The organism is Brevundimonas sp. (assembly GCF_029946145.1).
GTDB lineage: Bacteria > Pseudomonadota > Alphaproteobacteria > Caulobacterales > Caulobacteraceae > Brevundimonas.
The window spans coordinates 43,847-62,394 of record NZ_JAQSDY010000027.1; the positions used below are offsets into that span (position 1 = coordinate 43,847).

The following is an 18,548-nucleotide window of genomic DNA, read 5'->3' on the forward strand; positions in this document are numbered from 1 at the left end:
CGCATGGCGGCCCTGGTGCTGTTCGGCGGCGGCGGCGACCTCGCCATGCGGATGCTTCTGCCCTCGCTCTATTTCCTTGAGCACGACGGGCTGCTGCCCGACGGTCTGAAGATCATCGGCGCGGCCCGTTCGGAAGAAAGCCGTGACGAATACGTCGCCAAGGTCCGCGCCTCGGTCGAGGGCAAGGCCCGGGCCGACGACGCCTGGTCCGACGAGGCGTGGGGCCGCCTGGAGGCCCGCCTCGACTATCTGGCCGTCGACGCCACAAGCGCCGAAAGCCTGAAGCCGCTCAAGGACAAGGTCGGCGACGGCGCCTGCACCAGTTTTCTCGCCGTCTCGCCGTCGCTCTACGCCCGCATCGTCACCGCCATGCGCGCCGCTGGCCTGGCCGAGGCCGACGACCGCGTGGTGCTGGAAAAGCCGGTCGGGCGCGACCTCGAAACCTTCCGCGAGATCGACGACGCCGTGGCCGACGCCTTCTCGGAACAGCAGGTCTTCCGCATCGACCACTACCTCGGCAAGGAGACGGTCCAGAACCTGATCGCCCTGCGCTTCGGCAACACCATCTTTGAACCGCTGTGGAACAACCTCAGCATCGACCACGTCCAGATCACGGTCGGCGAGACCGTCGGCGTCGGCGACCGCTGGCCCTATTATGACGAGTACGGAGCATTGCGTGACATGCTCCAGAACCACATGCTCCAGCTGCTCTGCCTGGTGGCCATGGAGCCGCCCAGCGACCTCGATCCGGACTCGGTGCGCAACGAGAAGGTCAAGGTGCTGCGTTCGCTCCGTCCGATCACCCACGAAGAAGCCGGGCGCGTCACCGTTCGCGGCCAGTACGTCGCCGGAACGGTCGAGGGCAAGGCCGTTTCCGGCTATGACGAGGAGCGCGGCGCCCCGTCCGACACCGAAACCTTCGTCGCCGTCCGCGCCGACATCGACAACTGGCGTTGGGCCGGCGTTCCCTTCTTCATGCGCACCGGCAAACGGCTGCCGGAAAAGCGCACCGAGATCGTCATCCAGTTCAAGCCGCTGCCGCATTCCATCTTCGACAACGACCGCGGCCAGGTGCAGGCCAACCGCCTCGTCATCGCGCTGCAGCCCGAGGAAGACATCTCCCTGTCGGTGATGAACAAGAAGCCGGGGCTGGATCAGCGGATGCAGCTCCAGCCCATCGAGATGTCCCTGTCCTGGGGGCAGAACGACAAGGACGCCAGGCCGCCACGCCGCCGCATCGCCTATGAGCGGCTGCTCCTCGACGCCCTGAACGGCGACTCCACCCTGTTCGTCCGCCGCGACGAGGCGGAGCAGGCCTGGAAATGGGTCGACGAGGTCTCCGAGGCCTGGCAGGGCGCGGCCTTCAAGCCGAAGGACTACGCCGCCGGAACCTGGGGCCCGCCCGAGTCGGGCTATCTGCTGTCCCGCACCGGCCGCCACTGGAACACGGGCGATGCGTGACATCGAAACCTTTGCTGACGGCTCGTCTTGGGCTCACGCCTGCGCCGCCCGCCTGACCGAGACCCTCGCCGCCGCCCTCGCCGAAACCGGCAAGGCCGTCTTCGCCGGCGCGGGCGGATCGACTCCCGCGCCGATCTACCGGGCGATGGCCGGCGCGGATCTCGACTGGGCCAATGTAGCGGTCACCCTGATCGACGAGCGCTACGTTCCCGAGACCTCGCCCGACTCCAACGCGGCCCTGGTCAAACAGACGCTGATGACCGGCCCGGCCGCCGCCGCCCGTTTCGTGCCACTGTACCATTCAGAGGTCACGGTCGACCGCGCCGCTGCACTGGCCGCCCGTGCGCTGGCCCATGAAGGGTCTCGTCTCGACGCAGTCCTTCTCGGCATGGGGGAGGATGGCCATATCTGTTCCATGTTCCCTGACAGCCCGACCCTGAAGACCCTGCTCTCGACGACCCTGCCGCCGACGGTGCTCGGCGTGCCCCACGGCCGCGACGGCGCCGCGCCGAGCCTCGAGCGGCTGTCGATAAACCTGCCGTATCTGATCGGGGCGCGCCGCGTCGTCCTGGCCCTGACCGGCCCCGCCAAACGGGCCGTGTTCGAGCGCGAGGCCGCCGGCGATCCCCGCATCCAGCCCATCGCCGCCCTGATCGCGGCCAACGTCCCCCTCGACGTTCTGTGGACGGAGAAAGCCTGATGCCCGCCCTCCACCCCGTTGTCGCCGAGGTCACCGCCCGCATCGTCGAACGCTCCAGGGCAACCCGCGCCGACTACATCCGCCGCATGGACGCCGCCCGCGACAGCGGCGCCGGCCGCGCCAAACTGTCCTGCGCCAACTGGGCCCACGCCTTCGCCGGCGCGCCGGTGAAGGACAAGCTGAACGCCATGTCGGGGACCCAGCCCAACGTCGGCGTCATCACCGCCTACAATGACATGCTGTCCGCGCATCAGCCGTTCGAACGTTTTCCGCGGATCATCCGCGACGCGGTGCGCGAGGTGAACGCCACCGCCCAGGTCGCCGGCGCCACGCCCGCCATGTGCGACGGCGTCACCCAGGGGCGCCCGGGCATGGAGCTGTCGCTGTTCAGCCGCGACGTCATCGCCATGTCGACGGGCATTGGTCTGACCCACGACGCCTTCGACGCCGTGGTCGCCCTGGGTGTCTGCGACAAGATCGTGCCCGGCCTGTTCATGGGCTCGCTGGCCTTCGGCCACCTGCCTGTGGTCTTCGCCCCCGCCGGCCCCATGCCCTCGGGCATACCCAATGCCGAGAAGGCCCGCGTCCGCGCCCTCTACGCCCAGAACCAGGTCGACCGTCAGACGCTGCTGGAAAGCGAGATCGGCAGCTACCACTCTCCCGGCACCTGCACCTTCTACGGCACCGCCAACTCCAACCAGATGATGATGGAGCTGGGCGGGCTGCACCTGCCCTCGACCGCCTTCGTTCATCCCGAGACCGGCCTGCGCGACGCCCTGACGGCGGCGGCGGCGAAGCGCGCGGTCGAACTGGCCCGCAGCGGTCAGGGCCGGATGGCCGACGTCATCTCCGAGAAGTCGATCGTCAATATGATCGTCGCCCTGCTGGCCACCGGCGGCTCGACCAACCACGCCATCCATCTGGTCGCCATGGCGCGTTCCGCGGGCGTGCTGATCGACTGGACCGACATGGACCAGCTCAGCTCGGTCACCCCGCTGCTGGCCCGCGTCTATCCCAACGGCTCGGCCGATGTGAACGCCTTCCAGGCCGCCGGCGGCGTCGCCTTCGTCGCCCGCGAACTGGCCGGCGCCGGCCACATCCATTCCGACGTCACGACCGTCATGGGCGAGGGCATCCACCCCTATTTCCAGGAGCCGGTCATGATCGACGGTGAACTGGTCTGGAAGGACGGCGTCAGCGAAAGTCTGGACACGGACATTCTGCGCCCGGCGTCCGATCCCTTCGACACGGAAGGCGGTCTGCGTCTCGTCCAGGGCGACCTCGGACGCGCCGTCATCAAGGTCTCGGCGGTCAAGCCGGAGAACCGCATCGTCGAGGCCCCCGCCGCCGTCTTCGAAACCCAGGAGGACGCGCTCCAGGCCTTCCGCGACGGCCGGCTGGACCGCGACGTGGTCATCGTCCTGCGATTCCAGGGACCGAAGGCCAACGGCATGCCCGAACTGCACAGCCTCTCACCCGCCCTGTCGGTGCTGCAGGACAAGGGGTTCAAGGTCGCCTTCGTCACCGACGGCCGCATGTCCGGGGCCTCGGGCAAGACGCCCGCCGCCATCCACGTCTCGCCCGAAGCCCTCGCCGGCGGTCCGCTGGCCCATGTCCGCGACGGCGACATCATTCGCCTCGACGCCGACGCGGGCGTGCTCACGACCGTCGGCGTGCCCGACCTGACCGCCCGCCCCGCGGCCGTCCGTTCGCGGGCCCATGCGGAAGGCACGGCCTGGGGCTACGGCCGCGAACTGTTCTCGGCGTTCCGCCATCTGGTCTCGACCGCGGAAGAAGGCGCCTCGGTCTGTTTCGCCCCGCCCGTCGGGGCTTCGGCCGAGGCGGACACGCCGCCCGACAACAATGTCGTCGACCGGGCGGTCGACGCATGACGCACCCTCGGGAGAGAACCGCTCCATGACCATCGCATGGGACAAGACCCTGCTCGTCGGCGACGTCGGCGGCACCAACGCCCGCTTCGCCCTGGCCCATATGGTCAAGGGAAAGCCGGTGCTGGAGCATCACGACAGCTTCCCCGCCGAAACCTATCCGACCTTTCTCAAGGGGGTGGCCGCCTTCATCGAGGGATGCGAAATCAAGCCGACCGGCGGCGTCATCGCCGTGGCGGGCCCGGTCACCGACGGCGAGATCGACCTGACCAATTCGCCGTGGCGCGTGTCCGAGTCCGAGCTCCAGACGCTGGGCCTGAACCCCGTCCGACTGATCAATGATTTCGAGGCCCTGGCCTGGGGCGCGCCCGTGGTGCCGGACGACATGCTGGCCTCACTGGGCGGTCCCGCCGAGGGCGAGCCCCACACCGCCATCGCCGTGCTGGGGCCCGGCACCGGTTTCGGCGTCTCGGCTCTGGCCCGCGACATCCACGGGACCGAGATCGCCATGCCCTCCGAGGGCGGCCACGCCTGTTTCGCCCCCGGCGACGCGGTCGAGGACGAGATCCTTCGCATCCTGCGCCGGCGCTATGACCGCGTTTCCATCGAGCGGCTGATCTGCGGCCCGGGCCTTCTGAACATGCACCGGGCGCTGGCCGAGATCGACGGCCGCGAAAGCCATATCGACGACCCGGCCCAGATCACCACCGAGGCGATGGAGAATCCCAACAGCCCCTGCGGCGCCACCCTGGCCAGGTTCTGCGCCATCCTGGGCGCCGTGGCCGGCGACATCGCCCTGACCACCGGCGCGCGCGGCGGCGTCTACATCGCGGGCGGCATCGCCCCGCGCATCCTGCCCTTCCTCAAGGCCAGCCCCTTCCGCGAGCGGTTCGAGCGCAAGGGCCGCTTCCAGGACTATATGGCCGCCATCCCGACGAAGGTGATCCTGCACAAGCACGCCGCCCTGCTGGGGGCCGCCCGGGTGGCCTTCGCCGAAGAAAATTGACGTTCCAACACTTTTTTCTCACGGGACCGTGAACCGAAGCGTCGCGGCCGAGTTATCCGGTTTCCACTCTGGAAGGATATCCTCATGCGTAAACTGATCATCGCCTCCGCCGCCATCTTCGCCCTGGCCGGCGTCGCCGCCTGCGAAAGCCAGGCCGACAAGACCGCCGAAGTCCAGGCCGACGCCCTGGAAGAACAAGCCGCTGCGGCTCCGACCGAAGCCGCTGAAACGGCCCTGAACGAAAAAGCCGACATGATCGAGCAACAGGCCGGCAACGCTGACGGCGGCGCCACCACCGCCAACACGCCGAACACCTCGCCGTCGACGGCGAACCCGGGCCAGTAAGACCCGGACAGCCGGGGCCTTCATGACCCCCGGTTTTCCTTCGGAAAGTCAGCCCCCGTCGCGCAAGCGGCGGGGGTTTTCCTTTGGACTCAGGGTTTCGGCGGCCACGGGATGAAGGCGCTGGTGCGCCGGACATAGTCCTCGTAGCCCGGCTTTGATTTCGCCGTCGCCTTCTCGGTGATGCTGATCCCCGACCAGCGCGTCAGGGTGAAGGTCAGGAAGACCGGCCCGGCGATCGCCCATATCCCCGGCCCCGTCTCGGCCCCGACCAGATACAGCCCCCACCAGACGCAGGCGTCGCCGAAATAGTTCGGGTGCCGGGTGTATTTCCATAGCCCGGTGTCCAGCACCTTGCCCTTGTTGGCCGGGTCCTTCTTGAACGCCGCCAGCTGGGCGTCCCCGATGCTCTCGAAACCGATGCCGATCACTGCGAGCACCGCTCCGGTCCAGCCGATCCAACCCACCGTCGGCGCATAGGCCACCTGCCCCAGCTGCACCGGCAGGGACGTCAGCCAGGCCAGCACCGCCTGCGGCAGGAAGACGAACAGCAGGGCCGTCTTGCCGAACGCCCAGCCCTTCGCCTTCTCCTGGTTCTCCACCAGTTCGACATAGCGGCCATCGGGGCCGTTGCGCCGCCAGCGGCTCAGCAGATGCCAGCCCAGCCGGATCGCCCACACGGCGACCAGCCAGACCAGCAGCCATTTCCGCGTCGGATCGCCGTCGGTGCGTGGAAACGTGGCCAGCGCCAGCATCAGCATGCCGAGCGGCCAGACGCCGTCGATGAAGCTGACGTCCTTCAGCCGCAAGGCGACCCGCCACAGCCCCAGCATCACCGCGACGATCAGGGCCAGGTTCAGGCCCAGCAGGGCGACGATCTCGGTCAGGCTCATGGTTCAGGAACGGCCCTGCTGTGGCTGCGGATGCAGGGTCAGTCGACGCACAGGGTGGCTTCGGCCTTGCCGTCCTCGACCCGGGTGAAACAGCCGAACCGGTTGCTGTCGGCCTGGCAGATTCCGGCGACAGCTGCACCCGCCGCCGAACGCGCCGTAACGTCCGCCGTGCGGCATTCGCCCGCGCACTGGTCGCTGTCGGTGCAGCGCTTGCCGGCGTCAGCGTAACGCACCACGCACTGCATCGTCTGCATCCGGCCGACCCGCTGCATCGTGCCGTTGCGCGCGATGCAGTCCGCCGCCGCGGCGCTCTCCGGAACGGCCACGGGCTCGGGCTCGTTGCCGAAGCCGAGATCGCCCTTCTCCGGAACCGGCTGGCAGGCGGCCAGCAGCACCGCCGCCATCATCGCAAGACGCTTCATTCCACTTGTCCCTTCTGGAACCCGGTCCAGACGTCGTCATAGTCCAGCTGCATCGTCGGGCTGGTTTGAGCCCATTCCGTGGTCCGGATCGGCAGCCGCGTCTCGAACATGAAGGCCAGGGTGTCGGCGATCTTCACCGGTTTGAGGTCCACGGCGACGGCCTTGTCATAACTGGCCTGATCCGGCCCGTGCCCGCTCATGCAGTTGTGCAACGACGCGCCGCCCGGGGCGAAGCCGCCCTCCTTGGCGTCGTATTCCCCGGTCACCAGTCCCATGAACTCGCTCATGACGTTCCGGTGGAACCACGGCGGCCGGAACGTGTCCTCGGCCACCATCCAGCGCGGCGGGAAGATAACGAAGTCGCAGTTGGCCACGCCCGGCGTGTCGCTGGGCGAGGTCAGGACCGTGAAGATCGACGGGTCCGGGTGGTCGTAGCTGACCGTGCCGATCGTGTTGAACCGGGCCGTATCGTATTTGCAGGGCGCGTAGTTGCCGTGCCAGCCCACGACGTCCAGCGGACTGTGATCGAAGGTCGTGGCGTACAGACGCCCGCCGAATTTCTGCACGCACTGGGTCGGCCGGTCGATGTCCTCAAAGGCCGCGACGGGTGTCAGGAAGTCCCGCGGATTGGCCAGACCGTTCGAACCGATCGGCCCCAGGTCCGGCAGGCGGAAGGCCGCGCCGTAGTTCTCGCAGACATAGCCGCGGATCGGTCCCGTCCCGCCATCCGGGCATTCGACCTTGAACCGCACGCCCCGAGGGATCACCACGATCTCGCCGGGCCGGGCGTCGATCCGTCCCATCTCCGTGACAAAGACCTGATCTCCCAGCTGCGGGACAATCAGCAATTCCCCGTCCGCGCAGTAGAAGACCCGATCCGTCATCGACCGGTTGGCGGCGTAAAGATGGATGCCGATCCCGGACAGCGCCTCGGCGTCGCCCGTCCCGCCATAGGTGACCAGCCCCTCGACCCAGTCGGTCGGCGCGGTCGGCATCGGCAGAGGATCCCAGCGCATCCGGTTCGGCGACGGCGGCGCCTCATGGAATGGCCCCGACCGCACCCGGCCCTGGATGAACGGCTGATAGGCCGGATGCTGGGCGCTGGGCCGCAGCCGGTACAGCCACGACCGCCGGTTCTCGGACCGCGGCGCCGTGAAGGCCGTCCCCGACAGCTGTTCCGCATACAGCCCCATCGGCGCCCGCTGCGGCGAATTCCGCCCTTCGGGCAGCGCCCCGGGCACGGCCTCGGTCGCGAAATGATTGCCGAAGCCGCTCAGGTATCGAGGCGCGTTGGTTCGCGTCGTCATGGTGCGTATCTCCCTGTCCTTCGATCTAGGACAGGCCGGACCGATTGGCCACTCCGGCGTGATCCGGAGGCGTCATGCCGACCCAGCAGCCTGCTGAATCCGGGCCACCATATCTCTGGCGGCGCGCGTCACCCCGACGATGGTGGCCGAGGCCGCTCCAGTCCAGTCGCCATAGCCCATGAGCCAGAGACGGGGTTGCCGGATCGATCGGCCGTCCTCGACCGCGACCCGTCCGTCCGCCTCCACGACGCCGAGCGGGCGAAGATGGTCCAGGGCGGGGCGGAAGCCTGTGCACCAGATCACCGCGTCGATCGGTTCGTCCCTGCCGTCAGGCCAGGTGACCCCCCGTTCGTGGAAGGCCGTGAACGGACGGCGGCTGACCAGGGCGCCACGCGCGCGCGCCGCCCTGACGCTCGGGATGGCGACGATGTCGCCCAGGCCGCCGATGGGGGCGTCGACGGTGCGGCCTTCCATCTGGGCCCTCCAGCGGTCGGTTGCGCGCTGGAACAGAACCCGGCCATCGACGTCGTCCGGCAGGAACAGCGGCTCCGTGGTCGTGACCCAGGTCGCGTCGGCTGCCAGCGAGACCTCGGCCATGATCTGCGCGCCGGAGTTGCCGCCGCCGACCACGAGAACGCGTTTGCCCGCGAACGCCTCTGGAGACTGGTAGTGGGCCGAGTGCATCTGCAAGCCGGCGAACCCTGACCGGCCGGGGTATTCAGGAATGAAGGGATGACTCCAGGTGCCGGTCGCGCTGACGACCATCCTCGCTCTGCGAACGCCTTGGTCGGTGGCGACTTCCAGTCCTCCTTCGACCGCATTGATGGCCAGAACCCGGACCGGCCGCTCGAGGGGAAGCTGATACCGCTGCTCATAGGCGGTGAGGTAGTCGATCACGTCGTCGCGGGTCGGGTAGTCGACACCCGGCTTTTCCGGCATCGGCCAACCCGGAAGCGAACTCCAGCTGCTCGGAGAAAACAGCCGCAGCGAGTCCCAGCCGTGACGCCAGGCGCCGCCCGGCAGCTGACCGGCGTCCAGCACCACATGGTTCAAGCCGGTCCGGCGCAAATACCAGGCGGCCGCCAGGCCGGCCTGCCCCCCGCCGATGACGATGACATCCAGAAAGGCCGGGTCCGGTTCGCTCGTCGTTTTCAAGGCGTGCGCCTCTTCTGAAACCGCTTGTCGGCAGGGAGATCAGAACCCCTGGCTTCTCGCCATCCGTTCCTGATGGAAACCCGCATCGCCCAGCAGTTCATTCAGCACCCGCACCCGCTTCATGAACAGGCCGACGTCGAACTCGTCGGTCATGCCGACGCCGCCGTGCATCTGCACCGCCTCCTGCACCGCCAGTTCGGCGACGCGCCCGGCCTTGGCCTTGGCCACCGACACAACCAGCCCGGCGTCCTCGCGCCCGGCGTCCAGCGCATTGAGCGCCCCGGCCGTCGCCGCCCGCGCGATCTCGATCTCGCTGAACAGATGCGCCGCCCGGTGCTGCAGCGCCTGGAATTCGCCGATCAGTTTCCCGAACTGTTTGCGCGTCCGCAGATACTCCAGCGTCGTATGGAAGGCCTGATCTCCCGCTCCGTTCAGCGACGCCGCCGCGCACGCCCGGCCGAGATTCAGAGCGCCTTCGAGTAACGCCTCACCGCCGTCAACCGCGCCGATGACTGCGTCCGCATCGACCTCGACATCCGTCAGCGTTACCCGCGCCGCATTGTGCGCATCGACCATGACCGTGCGCTCGATCTCGACGCCGCCCGTCTTCGGATCGACGAGGAACAGCGTCAGGCCGTTCTCGGTCAGGGCCGCCACGATCACCGCATCGGCCACATGGCCGTCCAGCACAAAGCCCTTGGCCCCGTTCAGCCTGAAGCCGTTGCCCGACCGCTCAGCCGTCGTCGCGATCCGCGCCGGCGCATGTTTGGGGCCTTCATCGACGGCCAGCGAAACGATCGCCTCGCCGGCCGCGATCCGGGGCAGCCACGCCGCCTGCTGCTCCGCCGATCCGCCCTTCAGCACGGTCGCCGACAGCACGCCTGAACCAAGGAAGGGCGACGGCGTCAGCGTCCGCCCCAAGGCCTCGGCCATGACCCCCGCCTCCACCGCGCCGAGACCGGAACCGCCATGTTCCTCGGGAATGATGACGCCTGCGAACCCCATCTCCCCGAACGCCCGCCACAGGTCGCGCGACACCCCGTCGGCATCCTTGCTGTCGCGCAGCTTGCGTAGGTGGGCGATCGGCGCGTGCTCGTTCAGGAAGCCGTCGGCGGCCTCCTTCAGCATCGTCTGCTCTTCGGTCAGGATCAGCGGCATCAGGTCACCGGGTCAAGTTTCGCCAACACGAGGCCGGCGGCCTGCAAGGCGGGGGAAAGGAGGGGGTTCGAATGTATATACAGCGCTCAGTCGCTCCGGCATTCAATCCGACCTGCGGAAACAGCGGGGGGGGGCGTCGTTGCCGAAAGCGGACATCGCCAACGGCCGCGACGAGTCGAGGCCGTGTAAAAACGGGCTGAGCTGAATCGGCGCACGGGTTGTGACGAGGCGCGGGGCGCCTCCGTCTCAGGCCCTGATCGCCTCCATCAGCGGCTTCGTTCCCAGCACCGCCATCACCCGCTTCATGTTGTAGGCGAGGATGTGGAGGCTGATCTCGGTCTTCACGTTGGGCAGCCGCTTCATCAGGAAGTGGGTGTGGCCCATCCAGGCCTTGATCGTGCCGAACGGGTGTTCGACCAGCCGTCGTCGGGTGCGCATGGCGCGCGGGGCCAGGTCCATCCGGGTCTGCAGCGCATCGATCACCGCCTCATGCTCCCAGCGGGTGACCCGACGCTCGACGCTGGGCGTGCACTGCGGCTTCAGGCGACAGCCGGTGCAACTGGCTCGATTCAGGTAGCGATGCAGCGTCTGTCCCTTCTCTACGGTCGTAAGGCGGCGCGGCAGCAGCTCGCCCGCTGGGCAGCGATAGGCGTCCTGATCGGGCAGGTAGACGAAGTCCTGTTTGCCGAAGCGGCCCGCCGCCTTGGCGCCTGAGGTCTGGGGCTTCGGTAGATAAGGCGTCACGCCCAGGGCCTCGCAGGCCAGGATCTCTTCTCCGGAGAAGTAGCCGCGGTCAGCCAGCACATCGAGCGCCTCGACGCCCATGGCGTCCTTGGCCTTCTCAGCCATGGACGCGAGCTGCTCCCGGTCGCTTCCCGTCATCACCACCTCGTGGGCGACGATCAAGTGATGCTCGCCTTCGACGGCGGACTGGACGTTGTAGCCGACGATGCCGCTGCCCCGACCGGACGTCGCCATGGCCCGGGCGTCGGGGTCAGTCCGGGAGACCTGGCCGTCGGGTGACGCCTCGACCTCCGCCTCCATGGTCTTCAGCATCGCCATCTGGGCGCGGAGCCGATCGATCTTCTCGACCAGTCGCCCGGACCGCGCCTCGGCGGCCTCGCCCTCCTGCCGATCGGCAGCGTCCAGATCCTGCAGATAACCGGCGATGTGCTCGGCCACCTGCTCGATCCGCCGCTTGACCTTGTAGGCGGTGAAGTTCTTGTCGCGTGTGTTCACCGCCTTGAACTTCGAGCCATCGATGGCGACCAGGGCCGCGCCGAACAGTCCGAGCTGTCGGCACAGCACCACGAACCGGGCGCAGGCCGCCTGGATCGCCGAACCGTTCTCACGGCGGAAGTCGGCGATGGTCTTGTGATCCGGCGCCAGCCGCCCCGTCAGCCACATCAGCTCGACGTTGCGCTGCGCCTCCCGTTCCAGCCGCCGGCTCGACTGCACCTTGTTCAGGTAGCCGTAGACGTAGAGCTTCAGCAGCATGGCCGGGTGATAGGCCGGACGCCCCGTCGCCGCCGGCGTCATCCCCTCGAAGCCCAGATCCCGGAGGTCCAGTTCGTCGACAAAGACATCGACCACCCGGACCGGATTATCCTCGGCCACATAGTCATCGAGACACTCGGGAAGCAGCGTCGGCTGCTGGCGATCTGCACCCTGAACGAAGCGGCCCATACCCACCTCCTGCTGACCTCAGGAGGCTACCCTAATTCGCTCGATGGGGCGGCGTTTTCACACAGCCTCAGTCAGGAGCAGACACACCCAACTTTCACTGCCAGCGCCGCCACAGCGCCGTGGACCATCTAACCTGCTGACCCCTTCACTTTCGACCCTTTACCGGACTGCTTAAGGTCTAGTTGGAAGACTTCGGAACACGGTTCGCGGTGCCATTCTCGCGACCTGCTCCTCAAGCACCCGTCGCGCCAGAGCCGCGCTGAAGCCGGCCATTGCGTGAGATAATCAAACAGTCGGTTGGTCGATTCCGCTCTTTCCGCTTGCCGGTCTATCGGCCCTAACCTACCATTTGTTAGAGGCGGGATTAAGCGCGCCCGTCCACGCATGACGTGGAGAGGAAACGACTAACGGAGGCGATCCAGGCGCATGGCCGATACTGCCCTTCCCCATGACGCCCCCACGAAGGCGGTCGACATCCTTCTGTCCGAGCAGGCGGCGCGTCGCCCGGACGCGACCTTCGCCATCTTTCCGGGCGAGACCCTGACCTATGGCGAGGTGAACGACCGCGCCCGGGCGATGGCCAAGGGGCTGATCCGACTCGGCGTCAAGCCCGGCGACCATATCGCCACCCTGATGCCGAACTGCGCCGACTGGGTCATCGCCTATTTCGCGGGGCTGATTGCCGGGGCCGTCGTCGTCGCGCTGAACGCTCGCTACAAGCGCCATGAATTGGGGTACGCCCTGAAGCACAGCGACTGCCGCGTGCTGCTGACCACCGACCTGATCGCCGACCATGTCGACTTCACCTCCCTGCTTCGGGACACGCTGGAGGGACTGGACGCGCAGACGGACAGGACATCACTGAATCTGACCAGCGCGCCGGCGCTTAAGGCCTTGGTCCTGATGGGCAAGGTGCCGACGTCGCCGTTCCTGTCCAGCGAAGACCTGATTGCCCTGGGTGCGGACATTCCCGATGCCGAGGTCGACGCTGCGCGGGCGCAGCGCGACGTCGGCGACACCTCCACCATCATCTACACCTCGGGCACGACCTCCACCCCCAAGGGCTGCGAACTGACACATCAAGGCCTCCAGGCCAGTTGGTCCACCTTCGCCAATACGGTCAGCCTGCGTCCCGACGAGACGGTGTGGACGCCCATGCCCTTCTACCACACCGGCGGCGTGGGGCCGATGACGATCATTCTGGCGACAGGCGCCGCCTTCATGACCCAGCCGCACTATCAAGCGGAACAGGCGGTCGAGCTGATCGAACAGCATCGGATCGCCCATCTCTATTCCGGCTTCCCCCAGCTTTCGATCACGGTGATCGAGCATCCGCGCTTCAACAAGGACCGTTTCGACTTCGTCCGCTCGATGCTGAACGTGGGCCCCGAGGCCCTGCAACGGCGGATCCAGGCCGCCCTGCCCGATCACGCGGTGCTGCTGAACCTGTTCGGCATGACCGAGGGCGCGGGCATCGTCACCTTCGCGCGGTGGGATGCGCCTCTGGACGTCCGGGCTGTGTCCAGCGGCTATCCGCCGGAAAACACCCAGGTCCGAATTTGCGATCCCGAGACCAACATCGAGTCGCCGCGCGGTGCCCCGGGCGAAATCCAGTTCCGGGGCGGCGGGGCTTTCAGGTCCTACTACAAGGATCCGGAGGCGACGGCGGCCACCATCCTGCCGGGCGGCTGGGTAAAGACGGGCGACCGGGGCCGGATGGACCCCGACGGCGCCCTGACCTTTCTTGGCCGGATCAAGGACATGCTGAAGGTCGGGGGCGAAAACGTCGCCGCCGCCGAGATCGAGGCCTTCATCCAGGGCCTGCCCGGCGTGAAGATGGTCCAGATCATCGGTATCCCTCACAAGCGCCTGACAGAGGTGCCCGTCGCCTTCGTCGAGCGCGATCCCGGCTCCACGATCACCGAGACCGAGGTGATTGCGGCCTGCACGGGTCGGTTGGCGAACTGGAAGGTCCCGCGGCACGTCATCTTCGTCACCGACTGGCCGATGTCGACGACCAAGGTCCAGAAGTTCCGGTTGAAGGAATACCTGCCCGCCGATCTGGTCGAAAGCGCATGACTGCGTCGGCTGCCGATCGCGGGGTCGCCCTAGTCACCGGCGCGGCCGGCGGACTGGGTCGTGCCATCGTGCGAACGCTGGCGGCCGAAGGCTACACGGTTCTGGGCGTTGACCTGCAGGCGTTCGACGCCCCCGAGGCCGCGCGCACCTGGGTCTGCGACCTCACAGACTTCGACGGGGTCCGGCGGATGCTGGACGAAATCGTCGCGGCGTTCGGCGCCCCGGCCGTTCTGGTGAACAACGCCGCCTTCTATCGGTTCACCCCCTTCTTCGAACTGAGCATGGAGCAGGTAGCGCAGACGCTGGCGGTCAACATCACCGCGCCCCTCTATCTGTGCCAGCAGGTCGGTCTGGCAATGCGCGACAACGGCCGGGGCGCGATCGTCAACGTCTCCTCCATCGCGGGCCGTCGCGGTTCCAGCCAGGTCGATTACGGGGCTTCAAAGGCGGCGGTGATCAACTTCACCATGACCCTGGCGCGGATCATGGCGCCGCTGGGCATCCGCGTGAACGCCGTGGCACCCGCCCTCGTCGATGCCGGCCTGGGCCCGAAAATCGAGCCGCACGTCCGCGACGCCTTCCTGAACCAGACGCCGATGAAGCGCGCGGCCACGGCCGGGGAGGTCGCGGACGTCATAGCCTTCCTCGCCGGAGACCGGTCGACCTACGTCACCGGCGAAACCATCGACGTGCACGGCGGCCTCTAGACCCGAAGCGGAGAAGCGACATGAGCATTACCAACGCGACCCACGACCGCCCGCGGACCTGCCCGGTGGGCGAGAGCGTGGTTGGATTTGCCGACAGGGACCCGTTCGGCTTCTACGAACGGCTGCGCGAGGCGGGATCGCCGACCTGGGACCCGGAGGCGCGCGCCTGGCTTGTGCATGACTTCGACCAGTGCCTGATCGCCGAGCGGGACGAGAGCCGCTTCGCCAACGCCTATGTCTTCGCCGACGAGATCGTGAAGGAGATAAAGGGCGGCGGGGCCAACATCACGCTGAGCCGGGACGGAGATCACGTCAAACTGAGGCGTTTCCATTTCAAGCTTCTGTCGGCGGCCAATATCGAGAGCTACCGGCAGATCCATATCGCACCGGTGCTGGCGGCGTCCCTGGCGCGACTGGAGGGCAGGACGACTGCGGATCTCGCCGCCGACTATGCCGCCATCATCCCGGCCCGGGTAATCTGCTCCCTGCTGGGGATGCCGACCGACGATGACGCGATGGTCGCCGAGATCCTGGCCTGCAATGACGCGATCGTGGCCTTCATCGCCTCCGGTTATCGCGACACAGATCTGCGGGACAAGGCGCTGGCAGCCTCGCGCAGACTGAACGAGATGCTGCTGCCCTATATCCGCGCCCGGCGGGACGAACCGGCGGACGATTTCATCAGCCGTGTCTGGAGAGACGCCCCGGACTTCGGCATCCACATGGACGAGGAAGCCGCGCTGGGCATCTGCCGCGAACTGTTCTTCGCCGGCTCCGACACCACGGTGCACGGCATCGCCAACGCCCTGTATCTGGTGCTGGCCGATCCGAAGTTGATGGACAAGGTTCGGGCCAATCCGGAAGACGCGCTGCCGGCCGTGGTGGAGGAATCGCTGCGGCTGATGAACGTCGTCCAGTTCCGGCACCGGTTCTGTATGGAGGACACCGAGGTCGGCGACACGACGGTGAAGAAGGGCGAGATGATCATCCTGCTGCACGCCGCCGCGAACCGCGATCCCGAACGGTTCCCCTGCCCGGCCGATGTCGATCTGGACCGGCCGGACCTGACGGGCCACCTCGCCTTCGCGCGCGGAACACGGTCCTGCGTCGGTTCCTCTCTGGCGCGCACCGAAATGCACGAGGCGGTAAGGGAAATTATCGATCGGTTCCCGCATTTGCACTTGGACGCTTCGGCCGAACCTCCTAGCTTCCGTGGTCTTTATATGCGCTCGATGGGCCCCCTGAATGTCATTCTGGGGCCGTCGGCATGAGGCAGGAGCTCGAGTTTTTGGACGCAGCCGAACCGCCAATAGACCACGGAAAACCACCCCGGCGGGCGCGTGCGGGCAGCCAATTGTCCCAGGAACGTTGGCAGCAGATTCTGGAGGTCGCGACCCGGCTGTTCAGGCAGCAAGGCTTCGCTGGCACCTCCATGCAGATCGTCAGCGACGAGGTCGGCCTGCTGAAGGGCAGTCTCTACTATTACGTATCCTCTAAGGAAGAACTCCTGTTCGAGATTCTACGCGACCTGCACCGGGGTGGGGTTGAGATAATCGAGGACATCGCATTCGATTCGACCGATCCGCTGGCCGAGTTGACCAAGTATCTGCGCCGCCTGACAATCTACGCTGGCGAGCATCGGGCGCGGCTGAGCATCTTCCTGCGCGACTTCCACTTCGTGCCCGCCGAACAGCAGCAGAAGATCATCGCCGAACGCGACATGTACGAGATGGCGGCCTTCCGCCTGATCGAGGAAGCCAAGGCGGCTGGGCTGATCGATCCCTCCGTCAACTCCAAGGTGGCCGCCTTCTCCAGCTTGGGCGCGACCTCGGTGACCCACGAGTGGTACCGGCCGGAAGGTCCGGTGGCGCTGGAGACGATCGGAGAACAGGTTGCCGCGACCATCGTGTCGGGCCTGCGACACGCCACGGTCGCAAAGCCGAAACCCAAACGCCGCGCCGCCGCCGCCGCGGCCGCGGCCGCCTCGGCACCGGCCGCGCCGAAAACGAAGACCAGGACCGCCAAGCGCCAGCCGGCCTGAGGCGTCGCATGACCGCGATGTTCAGGCTCGATGGGCGCACTGCGCTCGTCACGGGCGGCGCCAATGGTCTGGGCCGCATGATCGCCGAGGCCCTGCTGCAGGCCGGCGCCCGCGTCATCATCACCTCACGCCGCGATGCCGATGCGGCGGCGCGCGAGATGGCAGCAATGGGTAATTGCGAAGGCATCGACGCCGACCTGTCCACGCCGGCCGGGGCCGTCGCCTTGGCCGAAGCGGTCAAGGCGCGGGTCGACGCCCTCCATGTGCTGGTCAACAACGCCGGCAAGACATGGGGGGCGCCGCTGGACAACTATCCGGACCAGGCTTGGGATGCGGTCATGCCGATCAATGTGCAGGTCCCCTTCACCCTGATCCGGGACCTGTTGCCGGTTCTGGAGAAGGCGGGGACCGCGACCGATCCCGCCCGGATATTGAACATCGGCTCCATCGCCGGGAACTCCGTTCACCGGCTGTCAGCCTATGCCTACACCGCCAGCAAGGCGGCGCTGCACCATCTGACAGGTGAGCTGGCGTCGGACCTGGCGCGTCGGCACATCGCGGCGAACATCATCGTGCCAGGCTGGTTTCCGACGGACATGACGGCCAGGGTGCGGGCCGACGAGAACCTGACCCGCGCCACGACGCGAAAAATCCCGTTCGGCCGGTTCGGCACGGCGGCCGAGATCGGCAGCGTCGCGGTGTTTCTGGCGTCTCCGGCGGCGGCCTATATCACTGGGGCGGAGATCCCGGTCGACGGAGGGATCAGCGGATGTCGATGACCAGCCAGCCCATGACCCTCAACCTGCGAGGCGATGGCCTGACCATCGTCGCCGACTCTTGGGGTGAGGCCGGGGCTCCCGCGATCCTGTTCGCACATGGCGGCGGACAGAGCCGAGGCGCCTGGGGCGCCACGGCGAAGATCATGGCCGAAGCCGGATACCATGCCGTTTCGCTGGACCTGCGCGGGCATGGCTCCAGCGACTGGGCGCCGGACGGCGATTACAGCTTCGCGTCCTATGTGCGCGATTTCGCGGCCATCATTCCGCAACTGAGCGGCCGGGCGGCGCTGGTCGGCGCGTCCCTGGGCGGCCGGGCGGCGCTGCTGATGGCGACGACCCACCCGGAGATGATCGCCGCGCTCGTCCTGGCCGACGTCACGCCGCGTATAGACGAGGACGTCGCAGACGACGTGCGCGAGTTCTTCCACGCCTCCATTGCCGGATTCGACAGTGTGGAGAGTGCCGCCGCCACCCTATCGGCTCTCGCCGCCCATGGGCGCGCTCCCCGGCCCGAACGTCTGAGAGGCAATATGCGCGAGGAAAACGGTCGCTTCTTCTGGCGATGGGATCCCCGCTTCGTCGACGACCGCTTCGTGAAGGGCCCTGACCAGTTGGCCCTGCTGGAACGCAGCGCGGCCGAGCTGAAAGCCGCGACCCTGATGATCCGGGCCGGCGACAGCACCGTCGTCCGACCCGAACATGTCGCGCACTTCCTGTCGATCGCCCCGCATGTCGAGACCCTGGTCGCGCCGGGTATCGGACATATGCTGACCGGCGACGCCAACGACGCCTATGCGCCGCTGGTGCTGGAGTTCCTCAAACGGGTCTACCCGCCTCGTTGAGCCTTGTTTTCTACCGAGCGTTTGTTTTATCGGGATCGTCTCTTGCCGATGATTCTAACAAACGGTAGAAATGCTGAACGA

At 67.3% G+C, this 18,548-nt stretch carries 17 protein-coding genes; 11 read left to right on the forward strand and 6 right to left on the reverse strand.

The features are described 5' to 3' along the window. Positions 1 to 3: 3 nt before the first annotated feature. The 5 genes from zwf (at position 4) to PSV23_RS12340 (ending at position 5,401) form a co-directional block, all read left to right on the forward strand. Positions 4 to 1,461, forward strand: coding sequence for a glucose-6-phosphate dehydrogenase (gene zwf, locus PSV23_RS12320; RefSeq protein ID WP_300469371.1), 1,458 nt, complete (start codon positions 4 to 6; stop codon positions 1,459 to 1,461). Next, positions 1,454 to 2,161, forward strand: coding sequence for a 6-phosphogluconolactonase (pgl, locus tag PSV23_RS12325; RefSeq protein WP_300469373.1), 708 nt, complete (start codon positions 1,454 to 1,456; stop codon positions 2,159 to 2,161). The genes zwf and pgl overlap by 8 nt, the downstream gene beginning before the upstream one ends. After that, positions 2,161 to 4,053: a phosphogluconate dehydratase gene (gene edd / locus PSV23_RS12330; RefSeq protein ID WP_300469376.1), complete on the forward strand. Its 1,893-nt coding sequence runs from the start codon at positions 2,161 to 2,163 to the stop codon at positions 4,051 to 4,053. The genes pgl and edd overlap by 1 nt, the downstream gene beginning before the upstream one ends. Positions 4,054 to 4,078: 25 nt before the next feature. Next, positions 4,079 to 5,056 carry a glucokinase gene (gene glk, locus PSV23_RS12335; RefSeq protein WP_300469377.1) on the forward strand — a complete coding sequence of 326 codons (978 nt, stop codon included), beginning with the start codon at positions 4,079 to 4,081 and terminating at the stop codon, positions 5,054 to 5,056. Between the two features lie 84 nt (positions 5,057 to 5,140). Next, complete coding sequence (locus tag PSV23_RS12340) at positions 5,141 to 5,401, forward strand: hypothetical protein (protein ID WP_055827584.1); 261 nt, start codon at positions 5,141 to 5,143, stop codon at positions 5,399 to 5,401. An 89-nt stretch (positions 5,402 to 5,490) separates the two neighbouring features. On the opposite strand, the gene PSV23_RS12345 is transcribed toward PSV23_RS12340, so the two are convergent. The 6 genes from PSV23_RS12345 to PSV23_RS12370 all read right to left on the reverse strand — a co-directional run bounded on the left by PSV23_RS12345 (position 5,491) and on the right by PSV23_RS12370 (position 12,019). After that, entirely contained in the window at positions 5,491 to 6,291 is an 801-nt protein-coding gene (locus PSV23_RS12345; protein WP_300469381.1) for a DUF1295 domain-containing protein, read from the reverse strand. A gap of 38 nt (positions 6,292 to 6,329) precedes the next feature. Continuing rightward, positions 6,330 to 6,713: a hypothetical protein gene (locus PSV23_RS12350; RefSeq protein ID WP_300469383.1), complete on the reverse strand. Its 384-nt coding sequence runs from the start codon at positions 6,711 to 6,713 to the stop codon at positions 6,330 to 6,332. Next, positions 6,710 to 8,020 carry a homogentisate 1,2-dioxygenase gene (gene hmgA / locus PSV23_RS12355; protein WP_300469385.1) on the reverse strand — a complete coding sequence of 437 codons (1,311 nt, stop codon included), beginning with the start codon at positions 8,018 to 8,020 and terminating at the stop codon, positions 6,710 to 6,712. The genes PSV23_RS12350 and hmgA overlap by 4 nt, the downstream gene beginning before the upstream one ends. A gap of 72 nt (positions 8,021 to 8,092) precedes the next feature. Next, positions 8,093 to 9,175 carry an ArsO family NAD(P)H-dependent flavin-containing monooxygenase gene (locus PSV23_RS12360; RefSeq protein ID WP_300469387.1) on the reverse strand — a complete coding sequence of 361 codons (1,083 nt, stop codon included), beginning with the start codon at positions 9,173 to 9,175 and terminating at the stop codon, positions 8,093 to 8,095. A gap of 39 nt (positions 9,176 to 9,214) precedes the next feature. Next, complete coding sequence (locus PSV23_RS12365; RefSeq protein WP_300469388.1) at positions 9,215 to 10,333, reverse strand: acyl-CoA dehydrogenase; 1,119 nt, start codon at positions 10,331 to 10,333, stop codon at positions 9,215 to 9,217. 246 nt (positions 10,334 to 10,579) lie between these two features. Then, complete coding sequence (locus PSV23_RS12370; protein WP_300469390.1) at positions 10,580 to 12,019, reverse strand: IS1182 family transposase; 1,440 nt, start codon at positions 12,017 to 12,019, stop codon at positions 10,580 to 10,582. Between the two features lie 426 nt (positions 12,020 to 12,445). On the opposite strand from PSV23_RS12370, the gene PSV23_RS12375 reads away from it, so the two are divergent. From PSV23_RS12375 to PSV23_RS12400, 6 genes are read left to right on the forward strand one after another with little or no spacing between them, the layout of a single operon-like run. Next, a complete protein-coding gene (locus PSV23_RS12375; RefSeq protein WP_300469392.1) occupies positions 12,446 to 14,098 on the forward strand; it encodes a class I adenylate-forming enzyme family protein in 1,653 nt (550 codons plus the stop codon). Beyond that, positions 14,095 to 14,805, forward strand: a complete 711-nt coding sequence (locus tag PSV23_RS12380) for an SDR family NAD(P)-dependent oxidoreductase (RefSeq protein ID WP_300469394.1) — start codon at positions 14,095 to 14,097, stop codon at positions 14,803 to 14,805. The genes PSV23_RS12375 and PSV23_RS12380 overlap by 4 nt, the downstream gene beginning before the upstream one ends. A gap of 20 nt (positions 14,806 to 14,825) precedes the next feature. Then, positions 14,826 to 16,076, forward strand: coding sequence for a cytochrome P450 (locus tag PSV23_RS12385; protein WP_300469396.1), 1,251 nt, complete (start codon positions 14,826 to 14,828; stop codon positions 16,074 to 16,076). Next, a complete protein-coding gene (locus PSV23_RS12390) occupies positions 16,073 to 16,846 on the forward strand; it encodes a TetR/AcrR family transcriptional regulator (protein ID WP_300469398.1) in 774 nt (257 codons plus the stop codon). Before PSV23_RS12385 ends, PSV23_RS12390 begins: the two co-directional genes overlap by 4 nt. Before the next feature lie 8 nt (positions 16,847 to 16,854). Then, positions 16,855 to 17,625: an SDR family oxidoreductase gene (locus PSV23_RS12395; RefSeq protein ID WP_300469401.1), complete on the forward strand. Its 771-nt coding sequence runs from the start codon at positions 16,855 to 16,857 to the stop codon at positions 17,623 to 17,625. Then, a complete protein-coding gene (locus PSV23_RS12400) occupies positions 17,616 to 18,467 on the forward strand; it encodes an alpha/beta hydrolase (protein ID WP_300469403.1) in 852 nt (283 codons plus the stop codon). Before PSV23_RS12395 ends, PSV23_RS12400 begins: the two co-directional genes overlap by 10 nt. Positions 18,468 to 18,548 lie beyond the last annotated feature (81 nt).